Source organism: Cytobacillus sp. MT66, from assembly GCF_058792595.1.
On the sequence record NZ_JBXAFB010000002.1, the window covers coordinates 1 to 15,168 of the forward strand.

Consider the following 15,168-nt stretch of genomic DNA (forward strand, 5'->3'; position numbering starts at 1 on the left):
TTCTTTAATTAAAGACATAACAAAACCCGAATAACGTCCCTTTTTTAAGGGTGTCCATTATTCGGGTTATAGTTCACAGGCACCCTGTCCTTTTAGTATGCAACTAGATTTTTAGAGGACAAAGTGCCTTTCCCTCTGTCCGGTAAATTTTTACCATTAAATTGTATTATTCTGCTAAAATATTGATAGGGTATAGGTAATATGATGTAATTGAAATATTTGGATTAAAAAGTCAAACTATCTATGTCATCAAAGAATTTTTCTATTGGAGAGGATTTTATGCGTAACCGAAAAACAATGGTAGTAAGTATTTTAACTGCGTTCATGCTGTTTTTTTCTGCAAGTACGGCTTCAGCGGCTGTGATGTGGGGAAAGACTGAGTTAAAGCAGGGGCAACTTGGTAAGGTCACCATTTTAGCTGATGTTCCCTCTTATAAGCTAGTAAATAATGTGGAGAAGCCTGATAAGTTACTAAAAAAGGCTGGAGAATATCGAGTATATTCTTATAAAAAAGTGGGGGATAAGGAATTTTACGGATTAGGAGGAGGTTTATTTGTTCAAAAGACTCCTAAAGTAAAATACGAGACCCCTTCAAAAAGTAAACTGGCACAATTGAAAGCTGAACTTACAAAACGTACTGCTGTTCAGGATATTCATGGTCTATTAAGAGGCTGGGACCTTGCTGCCGTTAGCCTTCATTATGGTAAGAATCTGATTGAGTTTGAAAAGATGGAACCCATCGGGAAAAAGTGGGCTGTTAATCGCTTGACCATTAACAAGTGGGATGAAACTGGAGCATCGTTTGAAAACGATGTGAAGGACTATATCCGAAATGAAAGCCAGAATAGTGTCCAATTTAAGATAAAAAAGAATACATCTTCTTTATTTGAAGGAACTGCTTTTAATGGAATAGAATACGTCTATGATTATATTGTTAAAACGAATACTGGCTATACGGTTTATGAAATCCATCTGGAAAAAGTAAATGAAGGCTGGAGATAAGGTGTAGGGGATGCGGAAGTGCCTACTCAAGCGACAATCAATCAAATTGAAAAATTAGCTCCTCAACTCATTCAAAAAATGAAAAACTATCAATTTGTTGACAGCTTGAAAAATGAGCCTGTTATGAAAACGATATCCTCTCAGAAAGAATGGAGATTAATATCGACAGCAATTACAGGAAACGCACTGACTCAATTTGTTCCAAATGGATGGACGCGTTCTTTTGAAAGGGATGATGAACAGGGAAGCTATGGGCTAGAGATTAATAAAATGGCCATTTCTCAAAAGAAACATGCCGAATTGCTAAAGAAGTATAAAAGTATCTCAACTCTAACCAATTCATCCACAAATGTGAAAGCCTATCGAACCGACCTCCCAATAAGTGTCGTGGATGAAATTGTTGGAGGACGATCTGGTGATAATCGTATTGTCTTTGTTCAGAAAAAAGGCAGCACAACTGTCGATTATTATAAAATCTATTTTGACACACCTGAATACTATCCCGTTGAACAATGGACTGCAGCTCATAAAAGCGAAGCCAACCAAGCATTTAATATCGTAATCGATAGCATTATTAAATCCAATCAGTAGGAAGGACAAGGGGACAGGCACCTTGTCCGGGGTAGTTTCGAAGATTTGGTTAATACCGCTTGTTTCAATGGCCTTATTTTCACGCAATTGAAGCAAAAATTGTCTTACATTTTCTAAGGACAAAGTGCCTGTCCCTCTGTCCCGATTTGTCGAAATTTGATGGGGTTGCGGGGGCTTGGAAAATGTTAAAATGGTAGTGCAACTGAATAAATTAGGGTGGCCAGGTTGTCTGCTTCTTTTCCACTTAGGAAGGGAGGTGATAATACTGGATGAAATTCTCGACATTCTAAAGGAAATTCTGAAGGGAATCATACGTGAGATTATTGCTTATGTCTTTCGGAAAAACTTCTTAGAAACGAAGAGAACCACCCATCGCCGTGGACAGCATGGTGGTTCTCAAGACAAACATGAATGATTTTGACAACCACCATCCTAACGGCAGCGGTTGCAAAGAGAAGTGTTCGCGCACTTCTCTTTTTTATTATAACTCCATTATACACTAATATATTCCTATTTTAAAGGAGGTGCTTTCAGCTGTTAACATAATTCACCCATTTCGAAACCAGTAGGAAGCCCTACTTTATCAGACAATGCTCAATCACCAGGTATCGTAAGAACTTCGCTATTAACTGCCTTCGGTTAGATCAGTTCAACTGTTCATAATCTTCCCTGATTCTTGTCGTGAAAAATCACTGCAGCAATGTCGAATTATTTTTTAAAAAAGAGGACAAGTTTCAACTCCCTTCAAAATTTATTTTTTGTACATTGAATAAAAGACCAGTGAAGGGTGAACAGACATGTACTTTAACTATTTATTAAGTATACTATTTGGTGAAACCGAGGTCTTACATTCAATGGAGTGTCCTGTATGTGGCTTTGATGAAGTTTATTATATGGACAAGGTAACAGGTAAACAGGTAGGAAGAGCATGTGAAGGCTGCAACTTTGTTCAGAAATTTGACTTTGACTAAGAAGGACACGGGGACAGGCACCTTGTCCGGATTATCTCAATGAAGTTTTGTCTGCCTAATGGTAAAATTTTAATAGAAGCAGAACCGCCCAGATTTTTTTTATGAACAGGAGGGATATAATGTCATTAAATGTGGCAATCCTAGGATGCGGAAATATGGGTTCCTTCATTACAAAGGCAATTGTAAATGGAGAAGCGGGAGATATTACTTTACATACCCTTATTGGTACTAAACGTAGCATAAAAAAGTTAGAGCAGCTGGCGGAATCGGCAAACTGTAAATGGACAACGGACCCTGGGACATTAGAGATCGATGAAGTCGATTTTATTATTGAAGCTGCGGGACAACAGGCTGTTAAGGACCATATGCTTTCTTATTTAGAAAAGGGGAAGCACATTATGATCATTAGCATAGGTGCCTTGGCTGAAAGAGAAGTCTATGAAAAAGTGTTGGAACTTTCAAAGAAATCAGGGGGACAGGTGATTCTTCCTTCTGGAGCGATCGGCGGACTTGATGCCATCAGGAGTGCGGCCATTGGAGGGCTGGAAACGGTTGAGTTAATTACTAGAAAGCCGCCAAATGCGCTAAAAGGTGCCCCATATGTGATTGAAAAAGGGATCAATCTAGAAAACTTACAAGCTGAAATTGAAATTTTTCACGGAAATGCCTTAGATGCGGCAAAAGCCTTTCCGGAAAATATTAATGTAGCTGCAGCCTTAAGCCTTGCGGGAATAGGTCCAGAACGAACTCGGGTAACGATTGCAGCGAATCCCAGTTTAACCAGAAACACCCATGAAATTAGGGCTGCGGGCGCATGTGGAGAATACTGCTTTAAATTTGAAAATAATGTATCCCCGGAAAATCCAAAAAGCAGCCATCTTGCCGTGCTAAGTATTCTAAGTGCCCTTAAAGAATTTCAAAGGACAGTTTTGTTTTGAGCATGCCCTTATTTCTTCGCCTTATCTGTCTAATAGCCACGGCACGGTTAATAAAAAAAGTCCAAGGAATCACGTCTGATTCGTTGGACTTTTGGCGCGGTGTAAGAAAACCATGAATGATACCCTATAAAACTCTAATTATTTACCTAAAAAAATATATTGGATCTATATAAAAATAAGATGTATCGCTCTTCCGTCGCAAGAGACGGTGACACTTCTCTTACGACGGTCGAGAAGCGCCACCAATTTTGTTGGCAATTTTGTATTGTAATCCGTATTTTGTTGAGAAATACCCTGTTACCGCAGTATTTATCAACTCTGAAACTTGAATCTTATCAATATGAATGGTTAAGATTCCGTTTAAGTATCCGATGATCGCAATAATTCCAACATACATTAATACATCATTCACACTTAATTTAATTTTTTTCATGGTTTCTCCACCCCGCGCAACTAATTTTACGACAGGGTGCGCTGTTACGCGTTCCTTAGAAGATGGCTGCTTCAAAGCCGACATCCCCTACGCATTAACTAAAGATTATCATAAGGCAAAATAAATTGTAAACATTTTTCTAGTAGATATTACCTATTTTAAGGACAAGGGGACAGGCACCCTGTCCGGGCTATTTTTGCGAAAACTTGTTGATTAAACTTTTTATAAAGAATCCTTTTTGTTTATCCCGCTTTATCGGTAGCAGTAGGAGCAAGGACAAAGTGCCTGTCCCTCTGTCCACATTCTAAACCTGACTTACAAGCGGAACGGTGGTGAAGTCGATTTGGATGAGATCCCATGAGGTGACAATGCCAATGGGTTTTTGCTCCTTGCTTCCGGTTTGCGTAATCAGGATGGCTTCGAGTTTTTCATTTCGTTCAAATGCCCCTTCGAATACTTCCTCAAGATCATAGATGGTGCTATCCCTGCTCAAGAAAGCGACGTTATGATTTTTTTCGCAGGCCAGAATGTCCTTTGCTTTTATACCTTCAACTGAAAGGCTATCCCCAATTAAATTCTTTGACATCCATTTTGCGATTCCACCTTCAGTTAGCAGACCGACAAACTGTTTCTCATCATAAATGGGAAACTGAGAAAATCCTTTCATCTCGACGACTTTTAAGATTTCTTTGATAGAGGACTCTGGACTAAAGCAGGTAACTGGCTGGGAAGCAATAGATAGAGCTAAAGGCGGTTCCATTAGCAAACTTGCAATTTTTTCAATCTCTTTAACCGTTTCTTCATGCGGGTCAGCGATATAATGTTCAGTATCAAATTTTTGGTGAACAAGGGCGTTGCGTAAATGGCCAAACTGCTTAAGCAGATTGTAATGATGGCGAACAACGCTATGTAACTTTCTGCTCGCATATAATGCTTCACTATAGGAAACATGATCAGACGTGCCAGTGGCTAATTCCTTCAATTGAAAATGAATTCTATTAAAAGCTGCCTCAAATCTCACAGCCCGATCTTTTTGGTCCAATATGGTACTCATGGGTGTTTCTTCCTCTCTTTGAAGTTTATTTTTAATTTATCATAAATAGTGCGTCAGCTACTACGTGGATTTTTAGGAGGACACAGGGATAGGTTTCCAGTCCCGTGCAAGGAGGTGATGAAACTTTTTTTAAAATCTATCGTATACAGTTTATGACGGTAAGTTATGTACTAAAAAGGAGATAATGAAACAATTTGAATAAATGACTGAAAAAACTATTATTTTTGGTCTACTTCATTACCATAGTGGAAGCCTATTATTCTACAATTTTTATTGAACCTAAATCGCCTCCGCGTCCACAGGCACAAAATGTACAAATGGCTAGTCAAAACTCTGTGGTTCATATGCGGTAGCAGGGATTAATGAGGGGCAAAGGTACGGTGTCTGTCCCTATTACTTGTGATCTGTGGCTTCCAAAAAGTAGCACTTAATTCAATTTAAACTGGAAAATATATAATAGAGAATAAGTTTAAAAGATTAACTGGAAAATTCTAAAAAAAAGGACAAGGTGCCTGTCCCTCTGTCCACTAAAAGGAGATTAAGATGAATATTCAAAAGGGTCAGAAGGCGGATGTGACAAAAGGCAGAGGTTTATCGGCATTACAGGTATCTTTGGGATGGAGCACTCAGGTGAAGGAAATGGAAGTGGACGGGGCGGCGTTTTTGCTGTCAGCTAACGGAAGCTGTGCAAGCGATGAGGATTTTATTTTTTATGGACAGCCTGTCAGCAGAGGCAATGCTGTACGTACGAATCCGTCCTCTAATGATAGAAATGACGGATTCCAAATTTCCATTCCAAACCTGCCTGGAGATATTGAAAAAATAGCATTTACCCTCACGATTCATGAAGGTGAAAAAAGAGGGTATCATTTTAGCAGCGTGAAAGATACCTTTTTGTTAATCACAGACAGCCATAGTGGTGAGGTGATTCTCCGGTTTGAATTTGGTCAAGACTTGCAGCAGGAAACGGCTATTGTGTTAGGGGAGTTGTATCGTTATAAGGGAGAATGGAAATTTAATGCGATCGGAAGCGGCTTTCATGGCGGATTAGCTGCATTGTGCAACAATTTTGGAATTGAAGTGGATGATGAAGACGAAGCTGAGATGGCTCCAGCTCCGGTAAAAGCTGAATCCTACCAGACTATGAAGGAAACCGTGCCTAGCCTGCCTGTACAGGAAATTCCGAAAGCACACCAGCCAAATCCTATACCGGCAGCACCCGTAATGCTTCAAAAAGTGGAACTTAAAAAGAAAGAATCTATATTGATTAAAAAAACCGATAAAGTCACCGCCATGCTGGAATGGGAAAATAAACACAAAGATTTGGATTTGTACTGTTTTTATGTCACGAAAAATAATAATACTGGAAAAATATATTACAAGAACTTAGGAAAACCAAATCAATCTCCTTATATCACGCTGGATGGAGATTCCAGGCAAGCAGGCAGGGAGACTGTTATTGTTCATCGGCCAGATGAATTAAAATACGTATTATTTGCTGCCTATAGTGCCATATCTAATGGATTTGGCAGTTTTAAAGGTATGAAGGCAAAGGCTGTGGTAGATAACCACAATGGTCAGACCGTTATCGCACCTCTTTTGCAAAGGAATATTTTCTCCTATTGGGTCGCGATTGCCCATATAGATTTTACAGACTCCCATGGGATGAAAATCAGTCATGTTGAAACCTATTCTAGAGGTGGATCCGAAAAATCGCCATTACTTTACGAAGACGGATCCTTCAAAATGGATGTTGGACCGGAAGAATTTAAAAGGTAAATTATTCTACAGCCTTAGGATAGATAAAATAACTCGCAGCGTAAATTATCTTGCTCGTCAAGAAAAGGAGCAAGCTTCTAGCGATTTTTATATCCAAAATTATATCAGTGATTAAAAAGAGCGATTATCACACGGATTCGCTCTTTTTTTATTTTAGGATTGTTAGTTACTGTAAAAAATTCATATTTTACAAAAGTCATAGATAAGATAACATAGGTCTTTCCCATCGGAACGGCAAAGCCGTCCATATATTAGAAAATTCTGCAAAAAGGACAAGGTGCCTGTCCCCGTGTCCACAAGGCTCTCTGTCCAATAAAAACTGGAAATTATACAAATATGTGGTATAATTATTTTAATATTTTGTATTTTATAATAATTTTGTATAGTTTGTTAATTTTGATTAGGCAGGTGTACATATGAAGAAAGAACCGATTCTCAAAATTAATCAGCTTACTGTTTCCTTTCAATCGGGAAAAAAATTCGTGCCAGCGGTTGATGGCGTTAGTTTTGAACTGAGAGAAGGGGAGATTCTGGGCATTGTCGGGGAATCCGGGAGCGGCAAGAGTGTGACTTCCCTGTCAGCCATGGGGCTGATTCCGAGTCCTCCAGGAAGGATCGAAACGGGTGAGATTATTTTTGACGGAAAGGATTTATTGCATAACTCCGAAAAAGAATGGCGAAAAATTCGCGGGAACCAGATTTCAATGATATTTCAGGAACCGATGACATCACTTAATCCTCTATTTACGATTGGCAACCAATTAATGGAGGCCATCCGCTTACATACTACTCTATCAAAGGCAGAAGCGAAAAAGCATAGTATCGAATTATTAAAACTAGTTGGCATTCCAAGGGCTGAGGGAATCTTAAAAGAATATCCGCATCAGTTATCCGGTGGGATGCGCCAGCGCGTGATGATTGCGATGGCCATGGCCTGCCAACCGCGTGTTCTGATTGCCGATGAGCCCACTACTGCTCTTGATGTCACCATCCAGATGCAAATCCTTGCCTTAATGAAAAGCTTAAACGAAAAAACCAATACCTCTATCATCCTTATTACTCACGATTTAGGCGTTGTTGCCGAAATCTGTGAGCGGGTCATTGTTATGTATGCAGGTGAAGTGGTAGAACAGGGGGATGTGCGAACGATCCTGAAAAATCCGCAGCACCCATATACAAAAGGACTGTTAAAATCAGTGCCAGATTTACGGGAAAAGAAGGAGAAGCTGTACAGCATTCCTGGGACCGTCCCAACACCCGGGTCGATCCAGCAGGGCTGCCGTTTTGCGGCCAGATGTTCCGAGGTGTTTGATAAGTGCCGAGGTGAATCACCAGCCTTATATAAGACGGGAATTGAAGAGCATGAAGTGCGCTGTTTCCTGCATACCTTGAAGGAGGGGAGGGATGAACATGTCGGAGTTACTTCTTGAAGTCAATGGGCTGAAAAAATACTTCCCCATTAATGGCGGCATTTTCGGGCGAAAGCAGGGGGAAGTCAAAGCTGTTGATGATGTTTCTTTTTACGTAAAAAAAGGGGAAACTCTAGGCATTGTCGGGGAATCGGGATGCGGCAAATCGACAACCGGCCGGCTGCTCATGAGACTGATTGAGGCAAGTGACGGATCTATTATTTTTGAAGATAAAGAGATTACGAACATGTCAAAATCAGAGCTTCGAAGAATTCGCAGGGATATTCAAATGGTTTTTCAGGACCCATATGCCTCACTGAATCCGAGGCATTCCATTGAACGGATATTGGAAGAGCCTCTGATTGTTCATGGGATTGGCACAAAGGAAGAACGGCGCAAGCGGGTCAAGGAAATGCTTGAGGTTGTAGGTTTGAGCAGCTTCCATGCTAAAAGGTTCCCGCATCAATTCAGCGGCGGGCAGCGACAGCGGATCGGAATTGCCAAAGCATTAATGACCAAACCGAAGCTGATTATTGCCGATGAGCCAGTTTCAGCGCTTGATGTGTCCATCCAGGCTCAGGTGCTTAACTTGATGAAGGATATTCAAAAGGAATTCCAGCTCACCTATATCTTTATTGCCCATGACCTTGGGGTTGTCCGTCATATCAGCGACCGTGTTGGCGTGATGTATTTAGGCAGAATTATAGAGCTTGCTGATAGTGAAGAGCTGTATGAAAATCCGTTACATCCTTATACCAAGGCTCTGCTTTCCGCGGTGCCTATTCCAGATCCAGATTTAAAGAAACAGCAAATCTTAATCGAAGGGGACCTTCCAAGCCCTGCAAACCCTCCCTCTGGCTGTGCCTTCCACACCAGATGTTTCGAGTGTATGGATATTTGTAAAACAACAAGACCAACAGAGAAACAGATTAACGGTCATTATGTTTCCTGTCATTTATATAACGAATGACTAAGAAGCATTTTTGATAGATAAATATAAGGGGGAAATGGTGTAAATGAAGAAAAGGACATTCAAACTGATGCTGATTTCCTTATTAGCTATCAGCATGTTCCTTGTCGGCTGCAGCAGCAAGTCCAATAATACTGAAAGCAGCGGCGAAAAGGAACCAGCAAAAGAAGAGGAAAAGGCAGCAGCCCCAGCTAAAGACACACTCGTCTATGGCCGCGGCGGTGACTCTGTTTCGCTTGACCCAATTACGACAACAGAAGGAGAGACCTTCAAAGTAACGATCAACATTTTCGAAACCTTATTAAACTACGGGGAGCAGGATACAACCATTCATCCGGGTCTTGCCGAAAAATGGGAAGTATCTGATGACGGTTTAACCTATACATTCAACCTCCGCCAAGGGGTAAAGTTCCATGACGGTACAGATTTCAATGCCGATGCCGTTATTTATAACTTTGACCGCTGGATGAACGGCGATGCAGAGAAATTCCCGTATTACACCATGTTTGGCGGTTTTAAGGCTGATGAAGGCCATGTCATTAAAGAAATTAAAGCACTTGATGAGCACACTGTTCAGTTTATTTTAAAAAGACCGCAAGCTCCATTCTTGAAAAATTTAGCGATGTCCATGTTTGGCATTGCCAGCCCTACGGCACTTGAAAAATTTGGAGATGATTTCAGAAGCAATCCAGTCGGAACAGGTCCGTTCAAATTCGTCGAATGGAAGCCAAATGACCGCATTGTCATTGAAAAGAACCCTGAGTACTGGGATAAGGAACTTCCGAAGCTAAACAAAATTATTTTCCGTGTCATTCCAGAAAACACAGCCCGTCTAAATGCCCTTGCCAACGGAGAAATTGATGTGATGGATGGTCTAAATAACTCTGATGAAGCAACAGTGCTTGCCAATGATCAGCTGCAAATCATTGAACGCCCATCCATGAACGTCGGATACTTAGGATTAACAACAACTCGTAAGCCATTTGATAACAAGCTTGTGCGTCAGGCGATTAACCATGCGATTGATAAGCAGACAATTATTGATGCCTTCTACGGCGGGAAAGCGCTTCCAGCGAAAAACCCAATGCCGCCATCTATTGAAGGCTATAATGATGCCATCGAAGAATATCCGTACGATTTAGAAAAAGCAAAAGCGCTTCTTAAGGAAGCAGGCTATGAAGACGGCTTTGAGATTGATCTATGGGCAATGCCTGTAGCGCGTCCATACATGCCGGAAGCGCAAAAAGTGGCGGAAGTCATCCAGGAAAGCTTAAGCCAGATTAATGTAAAAGCGAACATCCAATCAGTTGACTGGGCTACTTATCTAGACATGGCAACCGATGGTGAATTCGATATGTTCATGCTTGGCTGGACAGGTGACAATGGAGATCCAGATAACTTCCTGTACACATTGCTTGATAAAGACAGCATCGGAAGTAATAACAATGCCCAATACAGCAATGATGAATTGCATGATATTTTAATCGAAGCGCAAACCGTTGCCGATCAGGAAAAGCGTAATGAGCTTTACAAAAAAGCACAGGAAATCATCCATGAAGATGCTCCATGGGTGCCGCTTGTTCACTCCACACCGCTGTTAGCAGCAGCTAAGGACGTTGCGAACTATCTGCCGCATCCAACTGGCTCTGAAGTATTAAGCAAAGTTGAATTTGCCCAATAAGTGAAAAAGAGGGGGAGGTAGTTTGCCTCCCTTTTTGCAACAATTTTTCTTATAAAAAGGCTTTGTTATTATACATTGTTGATCTCCTGTAGGTATGAGAATTCATAGGCGGAGAATTTCCTGCTAATGTGAATAGTTGGAGCTTAAAAGCAAATATAAGTGGAGTTATTCCGATTAACTGCACAAATAAATCGAAAACCAAAGATTTGGATCATATAACCGAAAAAAGCTCCTTTATTTTTAGGGAAATAGGGGTATTTCCAAATTTAAACGAATTTTCACCGTTTATTTTTTGAACACAGTGAAATCAACATTCATTTATAAAGAGCCTATAAAAATGAGGTGATGAAGATGCTTACCTATACGATCCGGCGAATTTTTTCATTAATTCCCGTATTAATTGGGATGACGCTGATTGTTTTTGCCATCATCCATGCGATTCCAGGGAACCCGGCCCAGGTAATCCTCGGACAACGGGCGACAAAGGAATCCATCGCGGAGCTTACCAAACAATTAGGGCTGGATCAGCCTTGGTACATACAATATTTTGATTATATAAAAGGATTATTGCAGGGGGATTTAGGTATTTCGCTTCGGACAAGGGGCCCCATCAACGAAGAAATTTGGCCATACTTGGCTGCTACGGCAGAGTTAACTTTGGTAGCCATTATTATTGCGGTCATAATCGGCGTAAATGCCGGGATTATCAGTGCATGGTTTTCGAATTCCTGGTTTGATTATGCTGCAATGGTTATTGCGTTAATCGGAGTATCCATGCCAATCTTCTGGCTTGGGTTAATGGGACAATGGATCTTTTCGATTGAACTGGGCTGGCTTCCTCCAACAGGGCGGGAGAATGCCAGGGATCCTGTATCAGCAATTACGAATATTTATCTTATCGACACCCTCTTGCAGGGAAGGTTTGATCAGTTTCAAGTGGTCCTTAAGCATTTAATTCTGCCAAGTGCAGCCTTGGCGACCATCCCAATGGCGATTATCGCCAGAATGACCCGGGCGACCATGCTTGAGGTAATGAAGTCTGATTACATTCGCACAGCAAGAGCAAAAGGATTGAGAATGTTCTTTGTGGTGTACAAACATTCATTGAAAAATGCGATTATTCCTGTGCTTACGGTTATTGGCTTGCAGACCGGCCTGCTTTTAGGCGGAGCAATTTTAACCGAAACGATCTTTGGCTGGCCCGGGATTGGCCGATATTTATATGATGCAATCGGGTACCGTGACTATCCTGTTATCCAATCTGGGATTCTGGTTATTGCCGCCATCTTCGTTTTCATCAATTTAATTGTGGACTTATTATATGTCTTTATCGATCCGCGAATTAAGTACACAAAGTAAAGGAGGCAGATGAAATGGCAGAACTTGCAAAAAATACGGCAAATATCGAGACCATCCCCCCTGAAGAAAAATTTATCCCCCCATGGAAGGAAGCATGGCGTTCCTTTTGTAAAAATCGGCTGGCTGTTGCAGGTTTAGCAATCGTTATTTTTTTCATTATTCTTGCTATAATTGCTCCATGGATCGCCCCATATGGGTTTAAGGACCAGGTTATGTCCGAGCGGATGCAGGCTCCGTCAAGCAAGCATTGGTTTGGCACAGACGACTTCGGGCGTGATATTTTTTCGCGTGTTCTGTATGGAGCAAGAATTTCTTTATGGGTCGGATTTTTCTCCGTATTAGGATCTGTTGTTGTCGGGACTTTCTTAGGGATTATTGCCGGGTATTACGGGCGCTGGGTAGATGCGATTATATCCAGGATCTTCGATATTATGCTTGCTTTTCCGAGTATTTTATTAGCGATTTCCATTGTCGCAATCCTTGGTCCTTCTTTGCAAAATGCACTAATCGCGATTGCCATTATTAATGTGCCAAACTTTGGCCGGCTTGTCCGTTCAAAGGTTTTAAGTGTAAAGCAGGAAGAGTATATTATGTCTGCGCAGGCAACCGGGATGAAAGATTCCCGCATTCTTTTCCAGCATATTTTACCAAACAGTATTTCCCCGGTCATTGTCCAGGCAACATTGGCCATTGCCACAGCTATCATTGAAGCGGCAGCCTTAGGTTTCCTAGGCTTGGGCGCGCAGCCGCCAACACCGGAATGGGGTAAAATGCTCGCGGATTCGAAGAACTACATTACTACAGCTCCTTGGACATTATTTTTCCCTGGGATGGCCATCATGCTTACCGTTCTGGGCTTTAACTTGATGGGAGATGGCTTAAGAGATGTCCTTGATCCGAAGATGAAGAATTAGGGGAAATGAGTAAATGAAAGAGTATCATTGTTGTGCCACTTGCAAAAACTTTCTTATCCAAAGGGAAGATAAAAAATTAAAGATGATGTGTACCCGGTTGGGTTACGAAACAAAAACTCATTACAAATTTAATTGCTGGGACCCTCGTGAAGATATTAGAGAAAAAATTCGGAAGGAAGATAAGAGTTAATTTTTTTTAGAGTGGTGCTTTTGTCACCACTCTAAAAATGCAAGGAACTGTAACGCTTTTTGTGAATCTTTTATTAAATAAATGATGAAACAGCAGAAATCCTGTTAATTAAGTATTGGTAAATTATTCCCTATTTTAACAAATAGATCCCATTTTATACAGAATATTGGGAATTAATCCTCTTAAATTAAGCAGTTCCGTCCCCTATACTTAAATTGCTTATAGCAAACTATTATTATGTTGGGGAGGGCCATATGAGTAAAAACCACAAAATGCCAAAAGTTCTAACTGCTGTTTTAGCTGCTTCTCTAGCCTTTGGATCTGTCAGTTACGCAGCACCGCCTGCCGAGCCAGGGAAATCAGGATATTCACAGGATCAAAAAGTTATTGCGAAGGTGGATGCCGCACGCGCGATTGAACACATTCGTTATTTATCCGAGGAGATAGGTACAAGACCAGGTGGCTTAGAAGGTGAGAAGAAGTCTGCGGACTACATTGCTAAGACGTTAAAAAGCTATGGTTATGATGTAGAGTATCAATATTTTCCTGTTGCAGACCAGTACATAGCAAATGTAAGTTTTAACGATGGCACAGAATGGGAAATGGCCGCGGCCCCTAATGGCAAAGTTAGCAGCGAGCCTGTCAAAGCTGAAGTTGTCTTTGTAGAAGGTGGCCTTTCAGCAAGTGATTTTGAGAATGTCAGTGGGAAAATTGTATTAATGGCACGGGCTTCAACAACTGCTGATTATAGAACACAGGTAGATAATGCGGTGGAAGCAGGTGCTGCCGGGGTTATTTTACAAAGTTTAGTAGGCAGCCGCGGAAATTATGGGCAGACTTTTAACCCTAATCTGTCAAAAGAATATAATGTACCAGTATTTGGTGCTGCTTTTATTCAAGGGGAATGGCTGAAGGAGCAAATGGAAAAAGGCGCTGTTGAAATTAGTTTAACGGCGGAGCATTTTTCTAATCTGCAGTCAGTGAATGTTATTGCCACGAAACCGGCTAAATCAAAAAGCGGGGATGCGAAAGAAGTCATTCTAAGTGCTCACCATGACAGTGTTGTTGGGGCGCCGGGGGCGAATGATAATGCTTCAGGTGTAGGCCTCATGCTGGAACTTGCTCGTGTCTATAAAGGATATAATACGGATAAAACCTTGAAGTTTATTGCCTTTGGATCAGAAGAAAGAGGCCTGCTTGGCTCCCGATACTATGTTGATCAGCTAACTCAAGAACAAAAAGACCAGATCGAAGCCGTCTTTAATCCAGACATGGTTGCAACCAATTATGACAAGGCTAAAAACCTATATGCCATGACTCCAGATGGAAGCAGAAATATCGTTACGGATTCTACAACTGCTGCTGGGGCACGCTTAGGTAATTCCGACATCCTGCCTGGAACTTTTGGTTCGAGCGATCACGTACCATTCCATCAAGCAGGAATTCCTGCAGCCCTATTCATCTGGATGGGCATCGACAGCTGGGACCCGCTGGTTTATCATATCGAAAAAGTCTATCATACGCCGCAAGATACTATTGCTGACAACATCTCGGAAGAACGAATGAAGTCCGCCCTGGACATTATCGGATCTGGACTATTTGATGTGGTTCGGAAAAAAACTCCGGGGAATAACTAGGTCAAGCCAAGGACGGTACCTGGGGGCAAGTGAACCGCAGAACAGTACCGATATTGCGTTCTAAATTACTTTAATTTGAAAAGGACAAGGTGCCTGTCCCTCTGTCCGGTTAAGACGATTGCATGCGCGCAGTCGTCTTTTTTCTGTTGGCTGTGTTATAGCTGAATTTTGATTTTAATCGCTTAGTTGATCTTCGCTGCAGGCGCGTAGACTCCTGGGGGATCAGCATTGAAGTGAGAC

14 protein-coding genes are annotated in these 15,168 nt (G+C 41.4%); 12 read left to right on the plus strand and 2 right to left on the minus strand.

The genetic code is table 11. The features are described from left to right. The first annotated feature begins 279 nt into the window (after positions 1-279). The 5 genes from AC1Q59_RS03170 to AC1Q59_RS03190 all read left to right on the plus strand — a co-directional run bounded on the left by AC1Q59_RS03170 (position 280) and on the right by AC1Q59_RS03190 (position 3,502). Positions 280-1,002 carry a hypothetical protein gene (locus AC1Q59_RS03170; protein ID WP_492364333.1) on the plus strand — a complete coding sequence of 241 codons (723 nt, stop codon included), beginning with the start codon at positions 280-282 and terminating at the stop codon, positions 1,000-1,002. Positions 1,003-1,020: 18 nt separating this feature from the next. After that, a complete protein-coding gene (locus AC1Q59_RS03175; RefSeq protein ID WP_492364334.1) occupies positions 1,021-1,593 on the plus strand; it encodes a hypothetical protein in 573 nt (190 codons plus the stop codon). A gap of 175 nt (positions 1,594-1,768) precedes the next feature. After that, the gene (locus tag AC1Q59_RS03180) at positions 1,769-2,008 is read left to right on the plus strand and encodes a hypothetical protein (RefSeq protein WP_492364335.1); all 240 of its coding nucleotides are present in this window, start codon (positions 1,769-1,771) and stop codon (positions 2,006-2,008) included. 382 nt (positions 2,009-2,390) lie between these two features. Further along, positions 2,391-2,564: an acyltransferase gene (locus tag AC1Q59_RS03185; protein ID WP_492364336.1), complete on the plus strand. Its 174-nt coding sequence runs from the start codon at positions 2,391-2,393 to the stop codon at positions 2,562-2,564. A gap of 119 nt (positions 2,565-2,683) precedes the next feature. Beyond that, positions 2,684-3,502, plus strand: coding sequence for an aspartate dehydrogenase (locus AC1Q59_RS03190; RefSeq protein WP_492364337.1), 819 nt, complete (start codon positions 2,684-2,686; stop codon positions 3,500-3,502). 220 nt (positions 3,503-3,722) lie between these two features. On the opposite strand, the gene AC1Q59_RS03195 is transcribed toward AC1Q59_RS03190, so the two are convergent. Both AC1Q59_RS03195 and AC1Q59_RS03200 read right to left on the minus strand, forming a co-directional pair. Next, on the minus strand, positions 3,723-4,010 hold the full coding sequence (locus tag AC1Q59_RS03195; protein ID WP_492364338.1) for a hypothetical protein: 288 nt from the start codon (positions 4,008-4,010) through the stop codon (positions 3,723-3,725). Between the two features lie 229 nt (positions 4,011-4,239). Then, a complete protein-coding gene (locus AC1Q59_RS03200) occupies positions 4,240-4,989 on the minus strand; it encodes a CBS domain-containing protein (RefSeq protein ID WP_492364339.1) in 750 nt (249 codons plus the stop codon). A gap of 543 nt (positions 4,990-5,532) precedes the next feature. Here AC1Q59_RS03200 and AC1Q59_RS03205 point away from each other — a divergent pair. The 7 genes from AC1Q59_RS03205 to AC1Q59_RS03235 all read left to right on the plus strand — a co-directional run bounded on the left by AC1Q59_RS03205 (position 5,533) and on the right by AC1Q59_RS03235 (position 14,928). Further along, complete coding sequence (locus AC1Q59_RS03205; protein ID WP_492364340.1) at positions 5,533-6,768, plus strand: TerD family protein; 1,236 nt, start codon at positions 5,533-5,535, stop codon at positions 6,766-6,768. A gap of 416 nt (positions 6,769-7,184) precedes the next feature. Next, positions 7,185-8,198 carry an ABC transporter ATP-binding protein gene (locus AC1Q59_RS03210; RefSeq protein ID WP_492364341.1) on the plus strand — a complete coding sequence of 338 codons (1,014 nt, stop codon included), beginning with the start codon at positions 7,185-7,187 and terminating at the stop codon, positions 8,196-8,198. Further along, entirely contained in the window at positions 8,179-9,147 is a 969-nt protein-coding gene (locus AC1Q59_RS03215) for an ABC transporter ATP-binding protein (protein ID WP_492364342.1), read from the plus strand. Before AC1Q59_RS03210 ends, AC1Q59_RS03215 begins: the two co-directional genes overlap by 20 nt. Positions 9,148-9,193: 46 nt before the next feature. Beyond that, a complete protein-coding gene (locus AC1Q59_RS03220) occupies positions 9,194-10,828 on the plus strand; it encodes an ABC transporter substrate-binding protein (protein ID WP_492364343.1) in 1,635 nt (544 codons plus the stop codon). A gap of 351 nt (positions 10,829-11,179) precedes the next feature. Further along, positions 11,180-12,187 carry an ABC transporter permease gene (locus AC1Q59_RS03225; RefSeq protein WP_492364344.1) on the plus strand — a complete coding sequence of 336 codons (1,008 nt, stop codon included), beginning with the start codon at positions 11,180-11,182 and terminating at the stop codon, positions 12,185-12,187. A 14-nt stretch (positions 12,188-12,201) separates the two neighbouring features. Continuing rightward, positions 12,202-13,101, plus strand: coding sequence for a nickel transporter permease (nikC, locus tag AC1Q59_RS03230; RefSeq protein ID WP_492364345.1), 900 nt, complete (start codon positions 12,202-12,204; stop codon positions 13,099-13,101). 444 nt (positions 13,102-13,545) lie between these two features. Next, positions 13,546-14,928: a M28 family metallopeptidase gene (locus AC1Q59_RS03235; protein ID WP_492364346.1), complete on the plus strand. Its 1,383-nt coding sequence runs from the start codon at positions 13,546-13,548 to the stop codon at positions 14,926-14,928. Positions 14,929-15,168: the final 240 nt, after the last annotated feature.

What these genes read in the sequence shown, in the direction of transcription:
- AC1Q59_RS03170 (WP_492364333.1), top strand. Translation starts at nt 280, where the DNA reads ATGCGTAACCGAAAAACAATGGTAGTAAGTATTTTAACTGCGTTCATG.
- AC1Q59_RS03185 (WP_492364336.1), top strand. Translation starts at nt 2,391, where the DNA reads ATGTACTTTAACTATTTATTAAGTATACTATTTGGTGAAACCGAGGTC.
- AC1Q59_RS03190 (WP_492364337.1), top strand. Translation starts at nt 2,684, where the DNA reads ATGTCATTAAATGTGGCAATCCTAGGATGCGGAAATATGGGTTCCTTC.
- AC1Q59_RS03200 (WP_492364339.1), bottom strand. Translation starts at nt 4,989, where the DNA reads ATGAGTACCATATTGGACCAAAAAGATCGGGCTGTGAGATTTGAGGCA.
- AC1Q59_RS03205 (WP_492364340.1), top strand. Translation starts at nt 5,533, where the DNA reads ATGAATATTCAAAAGGGTCAGAAGGCGGATGTGACAAAAGGCAGAGGT.
- AC1Q59_RS03210 (WP_492364341.1), top strand. Translation starts at nt 7,185, where the DNA reads ATGAAGAAAGAACCGATTCTCAAAATTAATCAGCTTACTGTTTCCTTT.
- AC1Q59_RS03215 (WP_492364342.1), top strand. Translation starts at nt 8,179, where the DNA reads ATGTCGGAGTTACTTCTTGAAGTCAATGGGCTGAAAAAATACTTCCCC.
- AC1Q59_RS03220 (WP_492364343.1), top strand. Translation starts at nt 9,194, where the DNA reads ATGAAGAAAAGGACATTCAAACTGATGCTGATTTCCTTATTAGCTATC.
- AC1Q59_RS03225 (WP_492364344.1), top strand. Translation starts at nt 11,180, where the DNA reads ATGCTTACCTATACGATCCGGCGAATTTTTTCATTAATTCCCGTATTA.
- nikC (WP_492364345.1), top strand. Translation starts at nt 12,202, where the DNA reads ATGGCAGAACTTGCAAAAAATACGGCAAATATCGAGACCATCCCCCCT.
- AC1Q59_RS03235 (WP_492364346.1), top strand. Translation starts at nt 13,546, where the DNA reads ATGAGTAAAAACCACAAAATGCCAAAAGTTCTAACTGCTGTTTTAGCT.